Source organism: Lentibacillus salicampi, from assembly GCF_004565465.1.
Lineage (GTDB): Bacteria > Bacillota > Bacilli > Bacillales > Amphibacillaceae > Lentibacillus > Lentibacillus salicampi.
In genome coordinates this window covers 1-23,389 of record NZ_SRHY01000039.1, presented here as the reverse complement: position 1 = coordinate 23,389, position 23,389 = coordinate 1, and the positions used below count along the sequence as shown (strand labels likewise).

Annotated in this window: 24 protein-coding genes and 1 riboswitch; of the genes, 12 read left to right on the top strand and 12 right to left on the bottom strand. The window is 45.4% G+C overall.

Annotated features, from left to right (window positions below; all coding sequences use genetic code 11):
* Positions 1 to 68: 68 nt before the first annotated feature.
* The 7 genes from E4U82_RS15875 (at position 69) to qoxD (ending at position 6,787) form a co-directional block, all read left to right on the top strand.
* Entirely contained in the window at positions 69 to 1,016 is a 948-nt protein-coding gene (locus tag E4U82_RS15875) for a response regulator transcription factor (protein WP_135111164.1), read from the top strand.
* 164 nt (positions 1,017 to 1,180) lie between these two features.
* Positions 1,181 to 2,032, top strand: coding sequence for an ABC transporter ATP-binding protein (locus E4U82_RS15870; RefSeq protein ID WP_135111163.1), 852 nt, complete (start codon positions 1,181 to 1,183; stop codon positions 2,030 to 2,032).
* Positions 2,029 to 2,733: an ABC transporter permease gene (locus tag E4U82_RS15865; RefSeq protein WP_135111162.1), complete on the top strand. Its 705-nt coding sequence runs from the start codon at positions 2,029 to 2,031 to the stop codon at positions 2,731 to 2,733. The genes E4U82_RS15870 and E4U82_RS15865 overlap by 4 nt, the downstream gene beginning before the upstream one ends.
* A gap of 261 nt (positions 2,734 to 2,994) precedes the next feature.
* Positions 2,995 to 3,948 carry a cytochrome aa3 quinol oxidase subunit II gene (gene qoxA, locus E4U82_RS15860; protein WP_135111161.1) on the top strand — a complete coding sequence of 318 codons (954 nt, stop codon included), beginning with the start codon at positions 2,995 to 2,997 and terminating at the stop codon, positions 3,946 to 3,948.
* Positions 3,948 to 5,897 carry a cytochrome aa3 quinol oxidase subunit I gene (gene qoxB / locus E4U82_RS15855; RefSeq protein WP_135111160.1) on the top strand — a complete coding sequence of 650 codons (1,950 nt, stop codon included), beginning with the start codon at positions 3,948 to 3,950 and terminating at the stop codon, positions 5,895 to 5,897. The genes qoxA and qoxB overlap by 1 nt, the downstream gene beginning before the upstream one ends.
* The gene (qoxC, locus tag E4U82_RS15850) at positions 5,884 to 6,489 is read left to right on the top strand and encodes a cytochrome aa3 quinol oxidase subunit III (protein WP_135111159.1); all 606 of its coding nucleotides are present in this window, start codon (positions 5,884 to 5,886) and stop codon (positions 6,487 to 6,489) included. The genes qoxB and qoxC overlap by 14 nt, the downstream gene beginning before the upstream one ends.
* Position 6,490: 1 nt before the next feature.
* A complete protein-coding gene (qoxD, locus tag E4U82_RS15845; RefSeq protein ID WP_135111158.1) occupies positions 6,491 to 6,787 on the top strand; it encodes a cytochrome aa3 quinol oxidase subunit IV in 297 nt (98 codons plus the stop codon).
* 213 nt (positions 6,788 to 7,000) lie between these two features.
* Here the strand turns inward: qoxD and E4U82_RS15840 are convergent, their stop codons facing one another.
* The 3 genes from E4U82_RS15840 to E4U82_RS15830 form a co-directional block, all read right to left on the bottom strand.
* On the bottom strand, positions 7,001 to 7,279 hold the full coding sequence (locus tag E4U82_RS15840) for a hypothetical protein (RefSeq protein ID WP_135111157.1): 279 nt from the start codon (positions 7,277 to 7,279) through the stop codon (positions 7,001 to 7,003).
* 112 nt (positions 7,280 to 7,391) lie between these two features.
* Positions 7,392 to 7,886: a metallophosphoesterase family protein gene (locus tag E4U82_RS15835; RefSeq protein WP_135111156.1), complete on the bottom strand. Its 495-nt coding sequence runs from the start codon at positions 7,884 to 7,886 to the stop codon at positions 7,392 to 7,394.
* A 28-nt stretch (positions 7,887 to 7,914) separates the two neighbouring features.
* The gene (locus E4U82_RS15830; protein WP_135111155.1) at positions 7,915 to 9,321 is read right to left on the bottom strand and encodes a hypothetical protein; all 1,407 of its coding nucleotides are present in this window, start codon (positions 9,319 to 9,321) and stop codon (positions 7,915 to 7,917) included.
* Between the two features lie 195 nt (positions 9,322 to 9,516).
* Between E4U82_RS15830 and E4U82_RS15825 the strand changes: the two genes are divergently transcribed.
* Positions 9,517 to 10,704 carry a cation:proton antiporter gene (locus E4U82_RS15825; protein ID WP_135111154.1) on the top strand — a complete coding sequence of 396 codons (1,188 nt, stop codon included), beginning with the start codon at positions 9,517 to 9,519 and terminating at the stop codon, positions 10,702 to 10,704.
* Positions 10,705 to 11,032: 328 nt separating this feature from the next.
* Here E4U82_RS15825 and E4U82_RS15820 read toward each other — a convergent pair whose 3' ends face one another.
* The 6 genes from E4U82_RS15820 to E4U82_RS15795 form a co-directional block, all read right to left on the bottom strand.
* Positions 11,033 to 11,992, bottom strand: a complete 960-nt coding sequence (locus E4U82_RS15820) for a DUF4349 domain-containing protein (protein WP_167751452.1) — start codon at positions 11,990 to 11,992, stop codon at positions 11,033 to 11,035.
* Positions 11,993 to 12,015: 23 nt separating this feature from the next.
* Positions 12,016 to 12,216 carry a hypothetical protein gene (locus tag E4U82_RS15815; protein WP_135111152.1) on the bottom strand — a complete coding sequence of 67 codons (201 nt, stop codon included), beginning with the start codon at positions 12,214 to 12,216 and terminating at the stop codon, positions 12,016 to 12,018.
* 247 nt (positions 12,217 to 12,463) lie between these two features.
* Entirely contained in the window at positions 12,464 to 13,735 is a 1,272-nt protein-coding gene (locus E4U82_RS15810) for a Glu/Leu/Phe/Val family dehydrogenase (RefSeq protein WP_135111151.1), read from the bottom strand.
* 36 nt (positions 13,736 to 13,771) lie between these two features.
* A complete protein-coding gene (locus tag E4U82_RS15805; protein ID WP_135111175.1) occupies positions 13,772 to 14,974 on the bottom strand; it encodes an ornithine--oxo-acid transaminase in 1,203 nt (400 codons plus the stop codon).
* Positions 14,975 to 15,003: 29 nt separating this feature from the next.
* On the bottom strand, positions 15,004 to 15,204 hold the full coding sequence (locus E4U82_RS15800; RefSeq protein ID WP_135111150.1) for a hypothetical protein: 201 nt from the start codon (positions 15,202 to 15,204) through the stop codon (positions 15,004 to 15,006).
* Between the two features lie 90 nt (positions 15,205 to 15,294).
* Positions 15,295 to 16,212 carry a DUF7916 family protein gene (locus E4U82_RS15795; protein WP_135111149.1) on the bottom strand — a complete coding sequence of 306 codons (918 nt, stop codon included), beginning with the start codon at positions 16,210 to 16,212 and terminating at the stop codon, positions 15,295 to 15,297.
* A gap of 476 nt (positions 16,213 to 16,688) precedes the next feature.
* On the opposite strand from E4U82_RS15795, the gene E4U82_RS15790 reads away from it, so the two are divergent.
* Positions 16,689 to 17,390 (top strand): NAD-dependent protein deacylase, encoded by a 702-nt coding sequence (locus tag E4U82_RS15790; RefSeq protein ID WP_135111148.1) that lies wholly within the window; start codon positions 16,689 to 16,691, stop codon positions 17,388 to 17,390.
* A gap of 59 nt (positions 17,391 to 17,449) precedes the next feature.
* On the opposite strand, the gene E4U82_RS15785 is transcribed toward E4U82_RS15790, so the two are convergent.
* The gene (locus E4U82_RS15785) at positions 17,450 to 18,616 is read right to left on the bottom strand and encodes a lactate 2-monooxygenase (protein WP_135111147.1); all 1,167 of its coding nucleotides are present in this window, start codon (positions 18,614 to 18,616) and stop codon (positions 17,450 to 17,452) included.
* 423 nt (positions 18,617 to 19,039) lie between these two features.
* Here E4U82_RS15785 and E4U82_RS15780 point away from each other — a divergent pair, with 423 nt between their 5' ends.
* From E4U82_RS15780 to E4U82_RS15770, 3 genes are all read left to right on the top strand, one after another.
* A complete protein-coding gene (locus tag E4U82_RS15780; RefSeq protein ID WP_135111146.1) occupies positions 19,040 to 19,228 on the top strand; it encodes an aspartyl-phosphate phosphatase Spo0E family protein in 189 nt (62 codons plus the stop codon).
* A 653-nt stretch (positions 19,229 to 19,881) separates the two neighbouring features.
* A riboswitch (SAM riboswitch) is annotated at positions 19,882 to 19,979 on the top strand.
* Positions 19,980 to 20,075: 96 nt separating this feature from the next.
* Positions 20,076 to 20,816, top strand: a complete 741-nt coding sequence (locus E4U82_RS15775) for a cyclase family protein (RefSeq protein ID WP_135111145.1) — start codon at positions 20,076 to 20,078, stop codon at positions 20,814 to 20,816.
* Positions 20,817 to 20,853: 37 nt separating this feature from the next.
* A complete protein-coding gene (locus E4U82_RS15770; RefSeq protein WP_135111144.1) occupies positions 20,854 to 21,972 on the top strand; it encodes a 5-methyltetrahydropteroyltriglutamate--homocysteine S-methyltransferase in 1,119 nt (372 codons plus the stop codon).
* A gap of 228 nt (positions 21,973 to 22,200) precedes the next feature.
* Here the strand turns inward: E4U82_RS15770 and E4U82_RS15765 are convergent, their stop codons facing one another.
* Both E4U82_RS15765 and E4U82_RS20165 read right to left on the bottom strand, forming a co-directional pair.
* Positions 22,201 to 23,079 carry a cytochrome c oxidase assembly protein gene (locus E4U82_RS15765; RefSeq protein WP_135111143.1) on the bottom strand — a complete coding sequence of 293 codons (879 nt, stop codon included), beginning with the start codon at positions 23,077 to 23,079 and terminating at the stop codon, positions 22,201 to 22,203.
* A 122-nt stretch (positions 23,080 to 23,201) separates the two neighbouring features.
* Positions 23,202 to 23,389 (bottom strand): hypothetical protein (locus E4U82_RS20165; RefSeq protein WP_209300591.1); only part of this gene is annotated, 188 nt, incomplete at its 5' end.

Genomic DNA, 23,389 nt, shown 5'->3' with positions numbered 1-23,389 from the left:
ACCTTTCCAATCACTACATGTTATACTAATCTAAGCTTAGACGATTTTTTGAACAGGAGTATTTATTAATGGCACATTTTATAATAGATCAAGAGATGATAAACAGTGAATCACTTCCCTCATTTTCCCTTACCATCGATGATTCATATGCCACAACTATTTACAGTGACACGGACATGCAGGCTGAGCTGGTGAAGGTCCTTCGCGAAAATGCCGGGATTCCGATTTTTGATCAGCAGGAAGGGTTATACAACCGTCTGACGGTGGAAAATAATATTACATTTTTTCATAAATGGTTCGGCTGCCGGACGCCGATTCCCGAAATACTTGTTTTGTTTGATCTGCACAGCTGTGCGAAAAAACCGCTGTACAAGTGCTCGGAATCGGAAATCCGCCGGGTCTACTTTGCCAAATATTTTATGAGCGGCGTCAGTCCCATGGTGTTCCGGGAGCCGATTCATGGCGTTGATATCAGGACCATCAATACCTTCATCAATATGCTTCAAAAAATAAAAGAGGATAGCATCCCTGTCCTTGTGCTGGTATCCAATATGGAGCACGCGCTGCTTTTGGGTGATGCCGCATACAAACTTCATGATAACGGCCTGCATCCAGTTGAAGTCGATGAAGAAGAAAATGCGTCTGAACCCGATAGCCCTGATGCACCGGCGACCACCAATTTATTCAAGATCCCGGCAAAAGTGGATGACAAAATGATTTTATTTGATCCGCCGGAAATTGACTACATCGAAAGTCAGGACGGAAAAGCGATGATCGTCATCAATGATGAATCCTATGCCATGGATTCAACACTTTCGGAAATCGAAAAGAAACTGGAGATTTACGGTTTCTACCGCTGCCACCGGTCCTATATCGTGAACCTGCAAAAAGTGCGGGAGATCATTACATGGTCGAAAAACACCTATTCACTCAGAATTGATAACAAAATACAGTCGACCATTCCGCTGTCACGGACAAAAATTCAAGACATCCAGGAGAAATTTAGCCTGAAATAGGTACAGTTCATCGCAAACAGCGGCACCGCAAGGCATTGGCAGATGTTATTTTACAGCCCATCCGGTACATTCCACCCGTATAATAGTACATTTCGTGCTAATCCGGCTGACCCCTCTCCTGTTTCCCGTTATGATGGAAGCAGTTGATCGAAGGAGGTTTTCAGTTGGACAATACAATTGAAGTAAAAGGCATGCGAAAAGTGTTTGGCAGGAAAACGGCTATCGAACAGGTCACGTTCAATGTAGAAAAGGGTGAAATCTTCGGGCTGCTCGGGCCAAGCGGATCAGGCAAGACGACAACGATTAAAATTCTAACCGGTGAATCAACCCAGACAGATGGTGACGTGAATGTACTCGGAATGGATTCGACAAGGTTCGGATCATCAGATTTCAAATCAAAAATCGGTATTTTATCGGACAATAGTGCACTGTATGAGCGGCTGACGGTCCATGATAACCTGAAATTATTCTGTAAATTGTACAATGCCCCACTCAAAGAAGTTGATGTGATCTTAAAAGAGGTCAATATGGAAGACGAACGTACAACAACAATCTCGAAGCTTTCCAAAGGAATGAAGCAGCGCGTGTTGCTCGCCAAAGCACTCATTCATAAACCAAAACTAGTTTTTCTCGATGAGCCGACATCTGCTTTGGACCCCGGGAATGCCGCGCAGATCCATCGCGGGCTGCAGAAGCTGAATGAAGCCGGAACAACGATTTTTATCACAACACACAATATGGAAGAAGCGACCGAATTATGTGACCGGGTAGCATTCTTGAACAATGGTAGACTGCAGGAATTGGACAGCCCGGGTGCGCTCCGCTATAAATATTCGACGCATGCATTTCATGTGGAAACATTTTCAGGCAAACGGCTGGTCATTGACAATGAGCCGGAAAATGCCGGACAAATCAAAGAACTCATTGAAAATGGCGAGATCAAAGCCATAAACACAGACAATCCAACACTTGGACAAATCTTTTTGAAAGTGACCGGGAAGGAGCTGGTATCATGAACGTTCAACGGATAAGTGCCATTTTTGAAAAAGACATGAAAGACTTCATGCGGAATATCACCATGCTGATGATGCCTTCCATTTCAATCATACTAGCTCTGGTTTACAACGGTATGGGCATAGGCGGAGGAGAAGATGAATATCTGATTTTTACCATCTATGTGATTGTCGGCGTGACTTTTTCTGCGGTCACATCCGTGTGCATGGTGACCATGATGGCTGAGGAAAAAGAAAAGAAAACGTTGCGCGGTCTGATGTTGTCACCAGCTTCATTTGTTGACATTATTACCGGCAAAAGTCTTGTAACAGGTCTGATTACGTTCATAACCCTCGTGATATCATTGCTGATTATTGGTTTTGAACCGCTCTTAAACGTCAGGGCTATGCTTGGATTGATTCTAATGTTTTTGTTCTTTCTCATGCTTGGCATCGGCATTGGTCTATTTGCAAAATCTGTTGCCGCAGCTTCAGCTTATTCCATGCCGGTTATGTTTCTGTTTGGTTTCACTCCAATGATCGAGCTTTTTGGCCTCGGTGAAGACAGTATCGCCATTCACATTGCCGGTGTGTTCCCAATCATGCAGGCAGTCGAACTGCACGATACCAATTCATGGCTGCCGCTGGGGATTATAGCCATTTGGGTGATTGCCGCAGCGCTGTTTACGTATATTTGCTTTAAAAAGACCAGGACAGATGACTGAGCCTGCCCAGCAGCCGCATTCTCTCATTAGAATGCGGCTGCTTTTCTTTTCATAATTGGATTCTCCCCCACCGCTTTATCCAATGTTCCCCCGATTTTTTGAACATTTTATGATTAAAACGCTACGATTTCGTGAAGGTTTTTTAACAAATGATTGATGACTGCCTAAAACGGGAACCAGTTTGTTAAAATCGTTCACGGACTAACACGATAGCCGCAGTAAAAAAATATGAATTTAGCTTATTACAAGGAGGGTCTCCTTATGAAACATATACGGAAATATAAAAATAAATATCTTGTTTTCCTGTCCACCACCGGACTTTTACTGTTGCTTAGCGGCTGCAGTGAATTGACAGTGATGGACCCAAAAGGCCCGGTTGGTGAGAGCCAAAAAGATCTGATTCTCTACTCCTTAATCTTTATGATGGGGATCGTGGTGGTTGTTTTTTCCCTATTTGCCTTTATGGTCATCAAATACCGGGATAAACCCAACCGGAAAGCTGACTATAAACCGGATCTGCACGGGAATCGGAAGCTTGAAATCATTTGGACCATTATACCAATTATGATCGTGACTGCGCTGTCCATTCCTACCGTGTCAACTTTATTTGATTTGGAAGAACCACCGGAATCATCGGCTGAACAAGATCCCCTGGTCGTTTACGCGACGGCCGCGGATTGGAAGTGGTTTTTCAGTTACCCGGAACAAGGGATTGAAACGGTCAATTATTTGCATATCCCGACTGATCGTGGCATCGAATTCCGCTTATCCTCGGCTGATTCCATGTCTGCCCTGTGGATTCCTGCTTTAGGCGGTCAAAAGTACAATATGGCCGGCATGCAGACCACGCTTTATCTGCAGGCCGATGAACCCGGCGTTTATGAAGGGCGCAATTCCAACTTCAATGGTGAGGGCTTTGCTGAGCAGATATTCAAAGTTCATGCCGAAAGCAGCAGTGAATTCCAGGCTTGGGCGGAATCAACGCAAAACACAGCACCGGAATTGACGCAGGACCAATATGATGAACTGCTGAAACCCGGTATGGTTAATACGAGGGAATTCTCCTCAACACATCTTGAGTGGGTTGATCACGGTACAAAAGATGGCATGGACTATTCCATTGAACGGTTCCGGGATGAATTCGGCAAGAAGTTACATCTCAAAAATGGCAAGAATCATGAGCATGGACCATTCGAGAAAGAAGGGGGACAATAATGGGACTTGATGAATTTTTCGTAACGGGCGAGCCGCTTATATATGCAGGAATGGTTGCCATTGTCCTCGTATCCGGCGCCATCATCTTTCTGTTAACTTATTTTAAAAAATGGAAATGGCTCTGGCGCGAGTGGCTAACCTCCGTTGATCATAAAAAAATCGGCATCATGTATATTCTGAGTGCGCTGGCGATGTTGTTCCGCGCCGGTACTGACGCACTCATGATGCGGACACAGCTCGCTTTTCCAGACATGAACTTTCTCGACGCCCAACATTATAATGAAATTTTTACAACACACGGGACAATCATGATTTTTTTCATGGCGATGCCGTTTCTGATCGGGTTGATGAATATTGTCGTACCACTTCAGATCGGCGCCCGTGACTTTGCATTTCCATATGTCAATGCCCTTAGTTTTTGGTCGTTTTTCTTCGGGGCAATGTTATTCAATGTTTCGTTTGTCATCGGCGGGTCTCCAGATGCCGGCTGGACCAGTTATACACCGCTTGCCGGTGCAGCCATGAGTCCGGGACCAGGGCAAAACTTTTACCTGCTCGGGTTACAGCTGTCAGGGATTGGAACACTGGCAACAGGCATTAACTTAATGGTGACCATCCTGAAAATGCGTGCACCTGGAATGACCTTATTTAAAATGCCGATTTTCACCTGGTCGACGCTGATTACATCATTCATTATCACATTTGCTTTCCCAATCCTGACCGTCGCTTTGGCGCTTATGACGGTTGATCGGATTTTCGGATCGCAATTCTTTACGCTGACTGGTGAAGGTTTGCCGATGATGTGGGCTAACTTGTTCTGGATGTGGGGCCATCCGGAAGTTTACATTGTGATCCTTCCGGCATTCGGGATTTTTTCCGAAGTGATTGCAACCTTTGCCAAAAAGCGTTTGTTCGGCTACAACGTCATGGTCTGGTCGCTTATATTAATTGCGGGACTGAGTTTTCTCGTCTGGGTCCACCACTTCTTTACGATGGGCGCCGGAGCATTCGTCAACTCCGTATTCTCGGTTTCAACCATGGCGATTGCTGTACCGACAGGCGTGAAGATTTTCAACTGGCTGGCAACTTTATACAAATCAAAAATTAAAACGACAACAGCGATGATGTGGGCTCTGGCATTTATCCCGAGCTTTACGATCGGCGGAATAACAGGGGTTATGCTTGGCATGGCCGCGGCCGATTACCAGTTTCACAATTCATACTTTCTAATCGCGCACTTCCATTACGTCCTAGTCGCGGGCACTGTATTTGGCTGCTTCGCTGGACTTGTGTACTGGTATCCGAAAATGTTTGGGCACACACTCAATGAGCGGATTGGTAAGTGGAGTTTCTGGCTGTTCGTCATTGGCTTTCACGTCTGCTTTCTACCGCAGTATTTTCTTGGGCTGGACGGCATGCCACGCCGCGTCTTCCATGTCGTGCCGGAGTGGTTTAACCTGAACGTGATTTCAACCATTGGCGCATTTGGCATGGGACTCGGTTTCGCCGTGTTCGTGTACAACATTTATTACAGTTACCGGCACAGCGAACGTGAAAAAACAGGTGACCCTTGGGATGCCCGAACTCTTGAGTGGGCAACAACAACTCCTGTTCCCGAGTACAATTTTGCCGTTATTCCTCATGTTAAATCCCATGATGCCTATTGGGACATGAAGCAAAAAGGTGAAACCATTTATGATGAGTCTAAACTCGAACCGATTCACATGCCAAACAGTACCGGACGCCCGTTTATTATGATGGCCATCCTGGCATTTACCGGTTTCGCGCTTGTTTTTGAATGGATTTGGCTGGCGGTCGCCGGGCTGATTGGTGCACTCGTTATAATGGGCATCCGTTCATTTGATTATGATGAAGGTTACCACATAAGCGTTGAAGACATTAAGCGGACTGAACGATCGGCAAGGGGGCAATCACATGAGCTCAGATGAAATGAACGTTAAACCGCTGGAATACCAAACAGAAGACGGGCAAATGAGCATTGTGGGATTCTGGATCTTTTTGGCGGCGGAAGTTGTACTGTTTGCAACGTTATTTGCCACGTACGCTGTGCTGTTTGGCCGCTATTCAGACGCACCGGTTCCGGGAAATTTATTCGAGGCAAAATCGACACTTGTGATGACGCTTATTCTGCTGACGAGTAGCTTCACGTGCGGTGTAGCTGTTTTTGAAATGCGGCGTGGGTCAGTGAAAAGCCTGCTTATCTGGCTGATTATCACGCTGGCCCTCGGCTTAAGTTTTCTCGGCTTTGAAATCAGTGAGTTCATGCATTATGCCGGTGAAGGAGCGACACTACAATCCAGTGCATACTGGTCGGCCTTTTTTATACTTGCGGGAACACACGGTGTGCACGTAACATTCGGGATCGGCTGGCTGATGATGCTCCTGATTCAGCTTGCCCGGCGCGGGATAACGTCTGTTACGAGCCGAAAGATATTCATTATCGGGCTGTATTGGCACTTTTTAGACGTCGTCTGGATATTTATTTTTACAGGTGTTTATCTGATTGGGATGGTGGTTTAATATGGCAAATCGTTCCCGAAACATTCCGATAAAACATATCATCGGGTTTGTGACGTCAGTTGTATTGACATTTGTGGCAGCATGGACGGCACTCCGCTCCAACCTGCCCGTTATGTGGGTGATTATTTCAATTCTTGTCCTGGCTGTGATTCAAGCGGCCATTCAGCTGTTTTTGTTCATGCACCTTACCGAACGCGGCGCCGGCAACACCCCATGGAATATGATGTTCCACGGCGCTGTGCTGGCCGCCATCATTGTTGCGGGCTCACTGTTCACGATGTCATTCGGATTCATGTAGGCTGACAGACGAGTGAAAGCTTATTATGCGTTTGACGGCGCTTAACGGTATGTATGCCACTATAAATTCGTCTGCGGATTTCCTGAGCAAAACTGAATAAGTACAAAAAGGGAGTTTGTACCATAAGCAAACTCCCTTTTTTTGAAAGATAAGAAGGTCTAAAATTTTCGGCTATATATTTAAAACCTCTTTCCTGTATCGGGAAAGAGGTTTTTATATTTTACTGGTAAGTTCTTTGTGTTTTTCAGAAATGTTAACCATATCAATAATGAGCATTACCCAGCCCACTGCAGACATAATCAGGCTTGCGTAAAACATCATCCACGTTATTGAAAATACAGCAGGAACGGCCGTGAACATGACCTGGAAAAAATAAAGCCACATACCAATCAGGAGAATCGTCTGTACGATTGCAAGTGATTTCTTTTTCAAATACAGGAAAATGAATGGTGTCACTGTACCCAGAACCATAAACATTAGCGTGATCCCCATTGTCATCATCTCCCATTCATAGTGTAATCGGATTCATATTCTTATTGTAACAGATTGTTCCCGTTTTTGTCACACAATATTCATAAATTAGGCTAATGAAAATGGGTGTTATTCAGTTTTTATCCTTGAAGAAAATAAGCTCTGCATGGATTTCGTCGGTGACTTCAAGTATCGCGAATGAGTAATATGGAAGTGCACGTTTATCAGTCGGGGAGCCCGGATTCAGAAGGAGCTGTTTTTTGAGATACCGAATCATGGGAATATGAGAATGACCGAAAATGATAACATCTGGCTGATCATCATTGAAAGCTTCAAGAGCTCGTTTTTCGGTTGTCTTCTTGTCTCCGTGGCCGTGGACAACTCCAATGGTAAAACCGGCTACGTCAAGCGTTTGTTTTGCCGGCAAGTGCCCCCGTATGTCATCGCCATCGATATTGCCGTATACGCCTGTTACGTCGCCATATTCTAAAAGCTCTGTGTAAACGTCCGGGGATTTCAAGTCACCAGCGTGAATGATGAAATCAGCTGACTGGAGTTCCATGGCCAGCCGGGTTGGCAGCTTTCCAGCTTCTTTTAAATGGGTGTCTGCTGTGACGACGATTTTCATGGGGAGGCTCCTTTTTGATTATTAGATTTCACACATGCACCATCCACTGCACATATACCTGTACCATCACGTACAACACAATTGCGTACTGATAATTGAATGTAAGCCCGTTTTTCAAAGGACTCAACCCATTCGTTCCGCTCAGCACAATCACCGGCATGATCAGCGGCGACAGGAGAATCGAAATGGCACTGCCGGACGTGACCGCCAGAACGACCAGCTCGGGCGCATATGGCAATGAAATGCTTTCCAGAATACCGGCAACCAGCACCATAACCGTCAGCGGCCCAAGCCCCATAAATCCCAATACGATAACGATCAACGGCAAAAAGTATAATATGTTGATAAATGGCAGAACTTCCTGAAGTGCATAAACCCCGTTGACTATAGCTTCCCCTATCCCGGTCTGGTTCATGCCGTATATCATGACACCCGCCGACGTCAGTACGCTAAACTGATACGCCCGCCCGGCAAGCCCTTCCACATAGTAATGTTTCAATTCCCTCCTAAATGCTGCCGGACGTTTTTTCACCAGAAAATAAAGAACGGTCCATACGACAACCACAAGGGGTATAAGGATCATTAGTTCCATTGATAAAACAGCATGCAGCAGAAAGATCGACCCGAACAAGGACAAAAACAGGAGACCAAATTCCAGTGTTTTATGGATTTGCTCTTTTTTGGATCCCGTATGCTCAAGCACCATGTCCATTTCCATTTTGATGCCTGCTGTTAAATCTATACCATACCGTTTTTCTTCCACATAGGAGAAAATAACTGCTACAACCATGCCGCAAACAGTTAGCAACAACCCCTGCAAAATCGCCCACCATAGCGAAGCATCCAGCGCCTCAACCGCAAACGCAAAACTGGGAATACTAATGACCCATAGGGTGGAAAGCGCGAATGCCCGCAAAAGAGCAGTCGCTTTATATCGTTCCCATACCTCCCCCTTCTGATGTTTTAAAAGGTCATGAACAAAATGATACATCAGTGGAATCGCACCGAACAATAAAAAATAGGAAATAAAATGCGTGAACACCATCACGCCTGTAAAAAATTTCCGGCTTGTGTTGAGCATTTTATGAGCCAGACCAATGATATCCTCGATATACGATTCCGACCGCAATACCCAGCTAATCGCGGGAACGACAGCCAGTAAGCCGACGATATTGCTCATTTGCCTTAATCCGTTCCGCATATCTTCCAGGAATGACCCGCCTGACATAAGCATAATCGCAACCCCCGTCAGAAAAAGAAACAGAGGCAGTTTGAAATGATGGATTTTTAAATGGATCACGGCAAGCAACAGCATGATGAAGCCGATGATCGCATGCAATCCCGCCAACACTTCCATTTCCCAAAAATAGGTTACGAAATACAGCAGGACATAAAGAAGGATGATAAATCGTAAAGCCTTTGTGGTGTTAGCCATTATGACGTCCTCTCAAACTATTCGTCTATGATTCATTTTAAGCATATACGCTAATAAAAACAATAGACCATCTTTATGGAATTGATGGTTGCGGATACCAGAAAAGTATGATGTCATTCAATCCACCAGGGTGTTTATGATTCGCCAATCAGGGAATCGCTAAAGAGCACTAAACGCACACAAGGAGAATCATTCATGTCTTCCTCACAAGTTATTTTATTATTACTACTCGGCTATCTTATCTTTACACTTGATAAAAAACAAGACTACTTCCCGGTTCCTGTCATACTAGTGTTGATGGGACTCGGCTTATCATTTATCCCTTATTTTTCATCCATCAATGTAACCGCCGATCTAATTTATCATGTTTTTTTACCAGCAATTCTGTTCACATCCGCTTATCGTTTCTCATCAGATAACTTCAGAAAGAACGCAGGGATCATTACATTTCTGGCCACCATTGGTATCATGGCCACGGTCGCTATTCTTGGGGCGGTTATTTTTGCCTTAGGCGGGCCGTTTGTGTCAATGTCATTCATCGGAGCGCTGGTCATTGCATCGATTCTGACACCGACTGATCCTGTTTCAGTTGTGTCCATACTGGAAGAGTCCGCCGACAGCGATAAAATCGCCAGTGTTGTGGAAGGGGAGTCACTGATCAATGACGGGACAAGCATCGTGATGTTTACATTCTTATCAGGTATGCTAACCCAGGGCGAATCATTCACCGTTCTGAACTTTTTGAGTGACTTTTTACTTGTATCCATCGGCGGCACCGTTCTTGGTGTTGCTTTCGGCTGGCTGATGAGTAAAGCCGTCCATTACACACATCACAGAGAATACCAGGTCATGCTGAGTATTGTGATTGCTTACGGTTCGTTCAACCTTGCTGAGTTTGTTGGTGTATCGGGCGTACTGGCGACCGTATTTTCCGGCATTATGCTTTCATTTGAATACGGGCGAAGCGTTCAGGAAAATCATTTTAAAGATACATTAAACGGTTTCTGGAGTATTGCAGAACTGTCTGTTTTATCTTTACTGTTTTTATTAATTGGTATTGAAGCAGCCAATTATCTCCAATTCAATGCTTGGGGATTGGCATTCTTCATATTTGCCGCTTCGTTGTTGGTACGTTTTCTTATCATTACGGGAACAGCGAAACTTTTTTCAAAATGGCAAAACAAAATGAGCTGGCGTGAATCGGCGCTGATTTCCTGGTCCGGCTTGAAAGGCTCCATGTCTGTTTATCTCATCCTCCAGCTGCAAGCCCAAAATTCCGGTGACAGTGACTTGATCCTATCATTATCGTTTTCTGCAGTGTTGATTTCATTGGTTATCCAGAGTCTCGGTGTTTCACCACTGTCGAAATGGCTGACGAAATAAATTGTCGAGCATTTATTTAATTCAAAAGGATTAGTACAAAAGCAGCGTTTTTTAAAAATATTCAGTATTCCTATAAAATACCAGCATTCTGTTGTATAATGCTATTCGGCGTGTCAAAACCCGGTAAAAGTCTATGTACTGTAAACGGGTTTACTCCGGGGTCTCATCCAGGCCTCAGCTCCCCCGGGAGTCTCCGTATTTTTCCTCCGCTAATAAAACACCTATTACCATAAAAAATCCGAACAGATTATAAATTTCTCTAAGGAATTTTACATCATTGTTCGGATTTTTATTTTGATGCGATACCTTTGTCCCAGCCCCTTTTACATCAGCTTTTCGGATGGCTCTTTTGCCACTTTCGAATCACCCAAGAAACGGCTATTCCGATAATCCCCACTATCATCAATACCGGCAAATTGCCAACAATGAAGACTACAAATCCCGAAAACGCCGCAAGCAGGAAGTTAATGCTTTGCATGAATTGCTGTTTCGTTTTCTCCCATGTGTTCAAATCGTCTTCACTGGATATTGCGACATTATTTTCTTCAATTTGAATCGTGACAGTTGCCAGATCAATTTTGTTTTCCAAATAAGTCATTCGTCCCGTTATTTCTTCAATCTCCTGTTGGACGGTTGAAAGGTCATCTGAAATCTTCAAAAGGTCCTCTGTCTTGTCGGCCTCTTCCATAAATGACTGCAGCCTTTCTTCCACCACACGTTTCGATTCCAGACGGGACTCCAGGTCAACAAATTCTTCCGTCACATCCCTGCCTGAGGTTGAACTGTCAACCACTTTTTTGCTGCCGTTCTTTACTGTTTCAACAAACTCCTCAAATTGATCCTGTGGAACACGCGCCGTTACTTGACCGGTCGTCGTTCCTTTCTCAGTTCCTTCATGCATGTTCGATTCCACAATGTACCCGCCCCGGTCAGACACCTCTGCTTGAATAGCACCCACCGTGTCCTGATAGTCCGCCACTTCAATACGCAGGTTGGCAGTATAAATGATTTTCCGGTCGGCCTGAGTGCTTTCATCTGCCTGTGGCGCTGTATCTTCCGCGTTGGAATCGCTGGCATTGCTCCCCTGTCGATCAGTATCGGACGAGGCACTTTCATGACCATTTTCGGCAACATCAGTATCCGTAACGGAATTGTTCTCTGTGGTAAATTTCTCTGTACCCATATTAGCCCGGTCGGCAGTTGACTCACTGTCTTTGGATTCATTGCTGCACGCTGCTGCCAGAAGACCAATACTCGTAATGATTAAAATAAGTAGCCCTTTTTTCATCATGACCCCTGCTTTCCTCTTTTTTAAAACAGACGGAATTCAGTTGAAAAAGTTACACCAAAAATGCTGAAGATTATAACCTGGCTCCCGTCCAGATTGGGGAAGTTGCCACCACCGCCGGCACGATAGTTGTTAGTCGCTACCAGGAATTCCTGATCGTCGCCGTTTTTTTGCAACTGCAGATCAACGAAACCCAGGTGGTTCCCCCAGTAGCCTGCTTCCACAAATGGAACCCCATTAATCGTCCCTTTTTTCGTTGATAGCAGGTGTAGAGAAAAACGCCGAATTTGGAAGTAAAAAACGCCAGATTCCGACTCGAAAACGCCAGATTTCCAGCTGAAAAACAGCCGCGACATGAACAACTCAGCTCATTTAGTCGATAATTCTATTAAACGCTGTAAATGTCCCTCCATATCACAAGCGCCCAATCATGTTCTCTCATCAGACACGATTGGGCGCTTATTATACAACTTACACCCAGCCTCTGAACCGGGCTGCTTCCGCTACTCGCCGGATGCCGACAATATAGGCTGCCAGACGCATATTGACTTTGTGACGCTCGGATGCTTCGTAAACTTTTTCAAAAGCATTCAAAAGATTAGACTGTAATTTTTCAGCAACTTCTTCAGCATCCCAGTAATAGCCCATATTATTCTGCACCCATTCGAAATAGGAAACTGTCACCCCGCCAGAGCTGGCAAGCACGTCCGGAACAAGCAAAATACCTCGTTCGGTAAGAATCTTCGTGGCTTCCAGTGTTGTCGGTCCATTGGCAGCTTCAACAATAATCGATGCCTTGATGTCCCGCGCATTATCCTCGGTGATTTGGTTAGCTATGGCAGCCGGAATGAGGATATCACAATCTTTGGCAAACAGTTCTTTATTGGAAATCGTATTTTCAAATAGATTGGTGACCGTACCAAAACTGTCGCGTTTTTCCAGCAGGTAATCAATGTCCAGGCCATCCTCATCATAAATGGCGCCATAGGCATCTGAAATGCCGACAACTTTTGTGCCGTTATCATGCATGAACTTGGAAAGATAGCTCCCAGCGTTGCCAAACCCTTGGACGATCACTTTCGCACCTGTCAAATTCATGTCCCGTTTACGTGCTGCTTCCTCAACACAGATGGTGACCCCTCTTGCAGTAGCCGTATCCCTGCCGTGCGATCCGCCTAAAGCTATTGGCTTGCCCGTAATAAACCCGGGCGAATCAAATTCACTAAGCTTGCTATATTCGTCAACCATCCAGGCCATGATTTGCGAATTCGTGAACACATCCGGAGCCGGGATATCTTTTGTGGGACCGACGATTTGACTGATCGCGCGGACATACTCCCGACTGATGCCTTCCAATTCCCGGAAAGACATCTCCCGTGGATCACAAATGATACCGCCTTTCCCACCGCCATATGGAATATCAACGATGCCGCTCTTCAGAGTCATCCACATCGACAAGGCCTTGACCTCTGTTTCATTGACGTCAGGATGAAAGCGGACGCCACCCTTAATCGGGCCAACCGCGTCATTGTGCTGTGAACGGTAACCGGTAAACATTCTCACTTTGCCGTCATCCATTCTTACAGGAAAACGGACCGTCAACAAGCGCATTGGCTCTTTTAATAATTGATAAACTTCATCAGGATAGCCAAGATTATCAAGGGCTTCCCTAATGATAACCTGTGTCGACTTAAATAAATCAAGTGATTCTTCCGTTTGTTCTTTATCTGCTCCTTTAACCATCTCTATTGATTCACTTCCTTAAATTATAATCAACTATTATTTGGACAATACCTCATAGATCTTTTCAATTGCCCAATCAAGATCTTCCTGGCTGATGATCAGCGGTGGCGCAAACCGAATGACATTTTCATGTGTCTCTTTGCAAAGCAGGCCTTTTTCTTTTAATTGCTCACAATAAGGCCTTGCCGGTCCGTGTAGTTCAACGCCGACAAATAGTCCTTTTCCTCGTACTTCCTTGATAACCGGATTATTGATTTCCTTTAATTTTTCCTGAAAATAATTGCCCAGTTCAAGCGACCGGTCAGCTAGCTTCTCGTCTTCAATGACGTTAAGTGCTGCAACGGCAACAGCACTTGCCAGCGGGTTGCCGCCAAATGTAGAACCATGGGAGCCTGGTTCAAAGACGCCCAGCACATTTTCATCACTGGCGACGCAGGAAACCGGCATAACACCTCCGCCAAGCGCTTTACCCAGGATATAGACGTCAGGTTTCACGTTTACCCAATCACAGGCAAACATTTTACCTGAGCGGCCAAGGCCAGCTTGAATTTCATCCGCCATGAATAGGACATTGTTCTCCTGACATACATCATAGGCTTCTTTCAAAAACCCTTCCGGCGGGATGTTAATGCCTGCTTCACCTTGAATTGGCTCGAGTAAAAATGCAGCCGTATTCGGCGTGATCGCTTCTTTGAGTGCTTTCGTATCACCATATGGAATAACTTTTAATCCTGGCAGCATCGGACCATATCCCCGTTTATTGTCCGGGTCGGAGGACAGTGAAACAGCCGCCATTGTCCGGCCGTGGAAATTGTTTTCGCAAGCAATAATTTCAGCCTGATCCTCGGCAATTTCTTTTTTATCATAACCCCAGCGGCGAGCAGCCTTAAGCGCGGTCTCCACTGCTTCGGCGCCGGAGTTCATTGGCAGCACCATGTCTTTACCAGTCAGTTTAGATACCTTTTCATAAAACGCACCGAGCTGATCGTTATGAAATGCGCGGGATGTCAAGGTTACTTTTTCCGATTGGTTTCTGAGCGCTTCCATAATTTTCGGATGCCGATGCCCCTGATTGAGTGCAGAATAGGAACTAAGCATATCCATGTACTGATTACCCTCTGGATCCTTTACCCAAACCCCTTCTGCTTCCGATATAACGACCGGAAGCGGCTTGTAGTTATTCGCACCATATCGATCTGTCTGCTCAATAACAGCATTCGTGTCGCTTGTGGTATGCATGCTCATCACAAAACCTCCCAAATAAGTTCTTAATATATAGTATAACAAACTTCAAGACGTACTTCCTGCTCCGGATTTTGATTGTGTGTCGCTCGATTATTAATGTTCTCGCTCGACTCGGGATGCGCTCGCTCGATTTTCCGTGCTCCTCGCTCGATTTTTCGTGCTTCTTGCTCGATTTTCCATGCTTCTCGCTCGATTTTCGGTGCTTCTCGCTCGATTTGAATCATTGATTGCCCGACCCATAATGCGCTTGCTCGAATCCGTGCATTACCTCAGCAGGCCAAAGACGCATGACGCCTAACCGTGCTATGCAGTTGCTACCGGTTAATCGAAGCCGCCATCCGGACATACGTATGCCGCTTCCCCCGAATGGCCGTCGAATAATCCATGATATTTTCGGGTACAGAAATCCCGTGTTCCCCGGCGTCACCGATATGATGGATATCAGCCCCGGCCATTTTATTTTGCAAGGCCATTTGCTGAATCGTTTCCTTTGCCGCTCCTTCCTGGCTTGTGCCGATTGCCGTTAACGCCAGCGCACCTTGCTCATGGACAGCGCGCACCAGTGCCTCTGTCTTCGCAAGTGTCGTTCCCGGAACACTGCCGACAGCCGGAAGCAGAATCACGTCGGCGCCCGCTTTAGCGAATTCTGCTACAACATTTTGACTTACAATGCCATCGCCAGCTTCATTCCGCACCCCTGCGCCATGCATTTTTCCGGCAATTATCATGACCTCATCCTGGAGAATGTCTTTTGCCAGCCGGATAGATTCTAAAATGGCCGTATTGGTCACACCTGTTTTCGGGTTACCGGTTAAGCAGACAAAGTCCACACTAAGCTCTTTTGCCTTTTCCAACGAATCGGCGGCCGCGGTACGCCCTTTCGGCAGCGTGTTCAGCGTCTCCGCATTATCCGCATGGGGATCAACCGGTTCCAAATTAACTCCGATCGGCCGGCCAACCAATTTTTTCAGTTCCGTGATAACGAGCTGCGGGGCCTCTGCCGAAAGCCCCTTAATGTTTGGCACGTCAACATCAAATTGGTTTAGTAAAATCATATCCGCCCCGAAAGCCGAAGCGTATTCCGCATTCGTCAAACCGGGATACAGCGGTGTTGAGGCACAATTGACTTCGGACAACATCGCTCTGCCTTCTGAAGCTTCAACAGCTTGTCTTAACTGCGCCCCATTCATCTCAGTAAAATCCGAAGCGGTACAATCCAGTAAACGTTTCATCTCATAAGACACCCTTTCTGCAGGTCTTTTATAATCGAGTTCAAATTATGCTTGACAAATTCATGGTACGTGCCAAAATCACAGATGCAGTATCAGGGCTCTACCACTCAAATGTCAGCGGTTACTGCTCGAGCTAATGGTTCCGTATACTCCCATCAAATCCTCCACAATTCAATAATCGTTACGCTTTCTTCTACTACTATAATCGTATCGTAACGCAAAAAAGGGGCATAAGAAAAAATTTTCTCGTGATGCCACCAAAACGTGGTTTGTTTCGATTATAGATATGAAGGAGGCTTAACGGACTTGATAATGGAAAACGCCAAAGTTTGTGTTGAAAACGCCAAACTTGCAGTGAATTTCGCCGAAGTTTCATAAATGCCCAATTCGAAGTCCCAACTGCCCCCTGCCCGGGAATGATTCAGTTGTGACTGATCATAACAAATGATACATTTTCCATAGGAGGTTTTAGTGTCATGAAAAGTTGGCTAAACGCGTCAAATCATACCGTTGTTTTCACCGGTGCCGGCATGTCAACGGAAAGTGGTCTACCTGATTTCCGCTCGACCAATCAAGGGTTATGGAAGCAAAAGGATCCGGGTAAGATTGCCAGCACGGATGCATTAAACAACAATGTGGAAGAATTCATTGACTTTTACCGGAAGCGGGTGCTCAACGTTAAAGAATATGGTCCGCATAAAGGGCATGACATATTAGCGGATTGGGAAAAGCACGGGCTCATTCAGTCGATCATTACGCAAAATGTTGACGGATTTCATCAGGAGGCAGGCAGCCGGAATGTCGCAGAACTTCATGGGACATTGGCAAAATTGCACTGCCAGTCGTGCAGGAAAGAATATAGCAGCGAAGAGTACGTCCATCAGGAATATTATTGCGAGTGCGGAGGTGTTTTGCGGCCATCGATCACACTGTTCGGGGAAATGCTGCCACAGGACGCTTTTCAACTAGCACGCTCCGAAGCAGAACAAGCCAGCCTGTTTATTGTGCTGGGGTCCTCCTTGAGTGTCACACCGGCCAACCAGTTCCCCCTGATTGCTAAGGAAAATGGTGCCCGGCTGGTGATCGTCAACCGCGAACCGACTGAACTTGACAACTATGCCGATCACGTCATTCATTCCCGGGAAATTGGTGACGTTCTGGCGGAATGGAATACCTGACATAGAATGCGGCAGCCATCCGTAGAAATTCGGACTGCCGCATAATAGAAACCATATGTTTAAGTTGTTTTATTCAAAATTTTCCGGTCAAGTTCCGCCATTGATTTTTGGCCAGCCAGCCCCATGGTCAAATCCATGTCGGCAATGATGTTTTTCAGAACTTCCTGAACACCTTTCCCGCCGGCAACAGCCAGTCCATACATACACGGCCGGCCGACAAGTACGGCTGTCGCCCCCAGCGCCATTGCTTTCAACACATCTGAACCTCGACGGATTCCGCTGTCCATCAACACTGGCATTTTTCCCTGAACCGTCTTCGTAATTTGCGGGAGCGCTTCAAGCGCACTGATAGAGCCGTCCACCTGCCGCCCGCCATGATTAGAAACAATGATTCCATCAACACCATGGTCCATGGCCAGTTTCGCATCATCCGGGTGTAAAACGCCCTTCAGCAAAATGGGTAATGTCGTGTGCTTCCGTAAAAAGCCAATATCTTCCCAGGTTAACCCCGGATTTCCGAACACCTGTGTCCAATGCATGATTGCTGATGTCGGATCCTCTTCTGGTGGTTTATCAAGTTTCGAGCGGAATGCCGGATCGGTTAAATAATTACCAACCCCTTCTCCAAGCAAAAATGGCAAATAGACATTTTTTAAATCATATTCCCGCCACGCAAGCATCGGTGTGTCCAGTGTCACAACGATTGCTGAGTAACCTGAATTTTCCGCACGTTGCAGAAAGCTTGCTGTCACATCAGGATCCTTGCTCCAGTACAATTGAAACCATCTAGATGCGTCCCCCATCACTTCTGCAATTTTTTCCATCGGGACAGTCGATGCTGAACTCGCCGTGAATGGTATACCCATCTCGGCACATGCTCTTGCAGAACCGAGGTCCCCTTCTTCATGAATAATTGACTGGACTCCGATTGGCGCATGTAGAATCGGATAATGATAAGTCTGACCAAACATGTCGACGGTCAAATCACGGTCTTCCACATTCCGGAGCATGCGCGGCACAATGCTCCACTGATCAAACGCACTCAAGTTGGCCTCCATCGTTTTCCCGCCGCCTGCCCCGCCTGCAACATAATAATATGGCCCGTCTTCCAGTACGTCACGCGCCTTCTTTTCCCACTCTTCGTATAAGACGGGAAGCCTGTCCGGATCAGGATTTTGCATCGTCTGGTACACCTGAAACTGCACCTGGTTACCAAAATTGGACATGGATAATATCACCTTTTCATATAAATATATCTCCATTATATTACGAATTATCTGCTATTTGGAAGTGCCTTACTGCTTTTCCATACAAAAAAGTGCCCTTATCACTTAAGAGAGCACCCCTTTTACTTCTCGCCCATCCATATGCTGGTGTCATTCATTCGATATGGTATCCAGTACACTCTGATGAATTTCAGCATAATGCATGCTGACGATTACCCCTGATTTGACGATGGCCGGATTAAAATCATTGCATTAATGGCTGAATTTTAAAATGAAAAATCGATGTCGAATATTGAAAAGTTTTGACTTTGTTTGCAGAATCTATTGCATTTTCAGTGAAAACTCGCGATAATACTTTTCGTGTGCTTTTATGACAAAAGCCTCATACATTTTACATAATTTTGAAAGGAAGAATGGTTTAAGATGTACGTTATAAAATCGGAACCAACCTGGCAAAACTTAAAAGTGGCGATTTCAGTCAAAAGGCGGGAAATGATTGATCTTGGAATGCGATACGGCTTAACAGATAAGCGGACATTAGAATGCAGTCAGGAGCTTGATAACCTGTTAAATCTTTATAAAAACAGAATCCAGTATAATTTGACCGGCTGATACAACATGGGAGGGCAAAGGGCCCAGATTGGGTTATTGATACCAGACCTGTTTTGTATGACCATTTAAAAATTGGCCGGATTCCTCGTGGCTCGAACGGACAGGGATTTGATCATATATTGTTAAAATCTGATCATTTGCTTCGTTTTTATATTTGCAAATACCCGACCCGGCCAGATCGTTTAATGGGTTATGAATTCAATCAGTGTTTTTCGAACTTAAAATTCTGTCGTTTGACACTTTTCCCTATCGTTAAAGTAAACCGAATACTGGCCTTCATAAGCTTTCGATTAACGGCTTCATTGGGGAATAAAGTTTCTGCTTAAATGACAGAGCTGAAAAATGAACAGTGTGTTTCCAACCTCTCATTTTCTTGCTTCAGGTTTCCCCAACAACTTGACAAGCCGAATCAGACTGCTCAAACCGATGATTACGCCAAGCGGGATATTAAAAATCTAAAAATCGTTCATGGTGGAGGCTATAACAATTCCAACCGCCACCAATATAGAAAATATGAAAGCCCATCTCAAATTTCGTGTAACCACTCATTTTTTCCTCTGTTCCAATCTCTGACACTATCCTTTAAATTCTTTCTTGACATTCCACACTATCAAGTGTACTCTGTATATTAATATCATAACTGAGTGAAAACATTCTTATCCAGAGAGGTGGAGGGACTGGCCCTTTGAAGCCTCAGCATCGGTCTGTGACTGTGCTAACTCCAGAAAGCGTAATGCTTTACAGATAAGAAGAGTGGACAAATGCGAATGCAGACCTCTTCTTATAGGAAGAGGTCTTTTTGCATATTGTGCTGTTTTCATTCATTGAGATTTTGGGAGGTGGGAATATGAGCAACAAACTAATTGAGGTTGTGAATTTATTAAAGGAAAAGGAATGGGTGGATCTGACACATGCATTCGGTCCGGATTCTCCCCACTTTTCCGCATTTCCTTCAGCAGATTTCAAAACGCTGTTTGGTCATGAGGACGGTTTCTTTGCCCAGCAATTCTCATTCGCGGGGCAGTATGGTACACATATTGACGCACCAATTCACTTTGTGCCTGGTGATAAACGGTATGTACATGAACTGGACCTTCAGGAGCTTGTGCTGCCGCTCGTCGTTATTGACAAATCCGAAGAGGCTGCCGCAGATCCGGATTTTACACTTAATACGGATGATATCCTGGAGTTCGAGAAGGAAAATGGCGAAATTGAAGCAGGGTCTTTTGTTGCGTTACGGACTGACTGGAGCAAACGCTGGCCGGACCAGGAAGCCTTTGATAATAAAGATGAGGCAGGCAACAGCCATGCACCCGGCTGGTCAGTTGAAGCACTGCAATTTTTATTCGAACAGCGGGACATTAAAGCCATCGGCCATGAAACATTCGATACCGATTCCGCTTTGGATTTTCAAAAAAACGGTGCACTTATTGCCGAATACTTTGTCCTAGATCAGGATACGTTCCAAGTTGAAGTCATGACGAATCTGGATAAAATCCCGGCAAAGGGTGCTGTGATTTTCAACATTGTGCCAAAAGCAAAAGGCGCGAGCGGATTCCCCGTACGATCCTTTGCTATTTTGCCTTAAAAAATTTTAAAACTATACAGAAAGAAGGAATAAACAAATGACTAAAACAACTACAAAAGCACCATTCCGTGCAGACCATGTCGGCAGCCTGCTGCGTCCTGAGCGCCTTCACGAAGCAAGAAGCGCATTCAAAGAAGGCACTATTTCCGCTGATCAGTTGCGTGAGGTAGAAAACGATGAAATTAAGAAGATCGTTGATAAGCAAATTGAAGCCGGCTTGCAGGCTGTAACAGACGGTGAGTTCCGTCGTACATTTTTCCATCTTGATTTCATGGAGCATTTGAACGGGTTTGAAGGATATATCCCTGAACACGGTTATGCATTTAAAGGCGAGGAATCGGAAAAACGCAATGTACGGAACACTGGCACCATTTCTTTTAATCCGGACCATCCTTTTCTACAGGATGTCAACGATCTCATTGACATTGTCGACGGACAAGCCGAGGTTAAATTTACCATTCCGAGTCCAAATATGTTTTTCAACGATGGCATCCGAAACCCGGAGATTTACCCTGATTTGGAGACGTATGCGGAAGATATCATCCATACGTATCAGGATGCGGTTCAAGCCTTCTACGATGCCGGCCTGCGCTACCTGCAGTTTGATGATGTTTACATTGCCGGTCTGGGTTCCGACAATGTCCCGTGGAACGAGGACCCAGGTGAAGCGCGCGACTATCGGATTGATCTGGCAGTCCGTGTCCTGAACGAAAGTCTGGCAAAAAAACCAGATGATTTAACAGTAACGGTTCATTTGTGCCGCGGAAATTATCGCTCCACATGGGCCTTTGAGGGCGGTTACGACCGCATTGCGCCGAAGCTGTTTGCAAAAGGGAATGTGGACGGCTTTTTCCTGGAGTATGACGATGAACGTTCAGGCGGATTCACCCCATTGAAATACATTCCGGAAAACGGCCCGCGCGTCGTACTTGGCGTGGTCACATCGAAATTAGGTGAACTGGAGGATAAACATGACGTCGTTGAACGGGTCAAACGTGCATCCAAAATCGTACCATTGGAGCAGCTCTGTTTAAGCCCCCAATGCGGCTTTGCCTCGACCCACCATGGAAATGAACTGACCGAAGACCAGCAATGGGCGAAACTGAAATTTATCGCGGATGTGGCGAAAGACGTTTGGGGAGAACAGACCCTTTAAGCTGCTGATGTTCCCCATTCTGCAAATGAAGACTTCTTCGGCGGATTTCTTGACTCTGCCAAAAGCGCGTATAACCTGAAGAGGAAAAATACTAACTTGATGGGTAATATCTTTGGGGATGCCGCGACCCTTTCATGGATGATTGACTATTTTAGTTCCTAAACTCATTCCCGGCACACACAAATAAACAGCTTGCATATCGACCCATGCAAGCTGTTTTTATATCTTCTATCGCTTTTTCCCTCGTTTCCGTCTGTTGCGATCATTCAATTTGATGGCAATGCCCTGGACAACACGCGTGTTCTCGTCTACTTCGCCTTCTCTTTCCTCTTCGGTTAATCCCCATTGTTTCAAAAGATAAAATAAAGCGATGGAATAGCTACCGAGCTGGAGGAATTTCAGTACACCACCTGCAAGTTGCTGGTCATAAACAGCCGTCAATGCCGGAAACAACTCACCTGCGACGGGCGCATAGGTGGTATACATCGAATCCTGTGCGACAATAAGGAATATACCGATCGGCATCAGGAACAACGCCATAAAGAATACATAAATCACCCGTATAAGATAACTGTTGTTCGCCACTTCATCTGATGGTTGGATGATGACCCACCATGTCAAAAAAGCAAACGTAACCAACAGCACTTCATAGAAAAACTGAAACAGCAAATTCCCGTGAATAGCATCGAAAAGCGATGGAATCAGAAATGTAGTGACAAGTCCGTTAAAAATGACCGCGAGCGGCCATGGGTGTCTGAACAGAAACCTAGCCACTTTTGCCCATTTGTGATGCCAGAAAAAAATTCTCAAATATTGCTCTGGTAGACTTAAAATAAAAAGGGGTACTACCACAAAAGCCATGACGGACAGCTGAAATAATAGCGCACTGACCAAATAATTGTCGGCAATCACCGATAACGGCGACCCTTCCATAAGATAAAATAAAATGACCGCCGTGAAAAAGTACCGTTTTTGTGTACGCGTCACGTTGTATTGAGGTGATTTTACGAGCGAATTGACATACCAGTAACAAAGAAGAAATGCCGCTATCAGCGTAACGGGTCCGATAAACTCATACCATGCATGATTAGATAGTAACGTATTCATTCAGAATCACCGCCATTCCGCCGCCAATGGGCTGTTATTCCTTATAGTTTACCAAACGAAGCAAAAAATAGATATAAATCAATTTTAAAAGCATGTATGTCCTCAGTCAACGACAGTGAACACTAGGCCGACCTTCTCGTGCGGGCGTCGCGTATCAGTCCGTTTCGAGCGAGGTTCAGCCTTTTTCGAGCGAGGTTCAGCCTTTTTCGAGCGAGGTTCAGCCTTTTTCGAGCGAGGTTCAGCCTTTTTCGAGCGAGGTTCAGCCTTTTTCGAGCGAGGTTCAGCCTTTTTCGAGCGAGGTTCAGCCTTT

What these genes read in the sequence shown, in the direction of transcription:
- E4U82_RS15765 (WP_135111143.1), bottom strand. Translation starts at nt 23,079, where the DNA reads ATGAATACGTTACTATCTAATCATGCATGGTATGAGTTTATCGGACCC.
- E4U82_RS15810 (WP_135111151.1), bottom strand. Translation starts at nt 13,735, where the DNA reads ATGGTTAAAGGAGCAGATAAAGAACAAACGGAAGAATCACTTGATTTA.
- E4U82_RS15780 (WP_135111146.1), top strand. Translation starts at nt 19,040, where the DNA reads ATGTACGTTATAAAATCGGAACCAACCTGGCAAAACTTAAAAGTGGCG.
- E4U82_RS15770 (WP_135111144.1), top strand. Translation starts at nt 20,854, where the DNA reads ATGACTAAAACAACTACAAAAGCACCATTCCGTGCAGACCATGTCGGC.
- E4U82_RS15805 (WP_135111175.1), bottom strand. Translation starts at nt 14,974, where the DNA reads ATGCATACCACAAGCGACACGAATGCTGTTATTGAGCAGACAGATCGA.
- E4U82_RS15840 (WP_135111157.1), bottom strand. Translation starts at nt 7,279, where the DNA reads ATGGGGATCACGCTAATGTTTATGGTTCTGGGTACAGTGACACCATTC.
- E4U82_RS15875 (WP_135111164.1), top strand. Translation starts at nt 69, where the DNA reads ATGGCACATTTTATAATAGATCAAGAGATGATAAACAGTGAATCACTT.
- E4U82_RS15800 (WP_135111150.1), bottom strand. Translation starts at nt 15,204, where the DNA reads ATGATTCAAATCGAGCGAGAAGCACCGAAAATCGAGCGAGAAGCATGG.
- E4U82_RS15825 (WP_135111154.1), top strand. Translation starts at nt 9,517, where the DNA reads ATGTCTTCCTCACAAGTTATTTTATTATTACTACTCGGCTATCTTATC.
- qoxA (WP_135111161.1), top strand. Translation starts at nt 2,995, where the DNA reads ATGAAACATATACGGAAATATAAAAATAAATATCTTGTTTTCCTGTCC.
- E4U82_RS15865 (WP_135111162.1), top strand. Translation starts at nt 2,029, where the DNA reads ATGAACGTTCAACGGATAAGTGCCATTTTTGAAAAAGACATGAAAGAC.
- E4U82_RS15830 (WP_135111155.1), bottom strand. Translation starts at nt 9,321, where the DNA reads ATGGCTAACACCACAAAGGCTTTACGATTTATCATCCTTCTTTATGTC.
- E4U82_RS15795 (WP_135111149.1), bottom strand. Translation starts at nt 16,212, where the DNA reads ATGAAACGTTTACTGGATTGTACCGCTTCGGATTTTACTGAGATGAAT.
- E4U82_RS15790 (WP_135111148.1), top strand. Translation starts at nt 16,689, where the DNA reads ATGAAAAGTTGGCTAAACGCGTCAAATCATACCGTTGTTTTCACCGGT.
- qoxD (WP_135111158.1), top strand. Translation starts at nt 6,491, where the DNA reads ATGGCAAATCGTTCCCGAAACATTCCGATAAAACATATCATCGGGTTT.
- E4U82_RS15835 (WP_135111156.1), bottom strand. Translation starts at nt 7,886, where the DNA reads ATGAAAATCGTCGTCACAGCAGACACCCATTTAAAAGAAGCTGGAAAG.
- E4U82_RS15775 (WP_135111145.1), top strand. Translation starts at nt 20,076, where the DNA reads ATGAGCAACAAACTAATTGAGGTTGTGAATTTATTAAAGGAAAAGGAA.
- qoxB (WP_135111160.1), top strand. Translation starts at nt 3,948, where the DNA reads ATGGGACTTGATGAATTTTTCGTAACGGGCGAGCCGCTTATATATGCA.
- qoxC (WP_135111159.1), top strand. Translation starts at nt 5,884, where the DNA reads ATGAGCTCAGATGAAATGAACGTTAAACCGCTGGAATACCAAACAGAA.
- E4U82_RS15820 (WP_167751452.1), bottom strand. Translation starts at nt 11,992, where the DNA reads ATGAAAAAAGGGCTACTTATTTTAATCATTACGAGTATTGGTCTTCTG.
- E4U82_RS15785 (WP_135111147.1), bottom strand. Translation starts at nt 18,616, where the DNA reads ATGTCCAATTTTGGTAACCAGGTGCAGTTTCAGGTGTACCAGACGATG.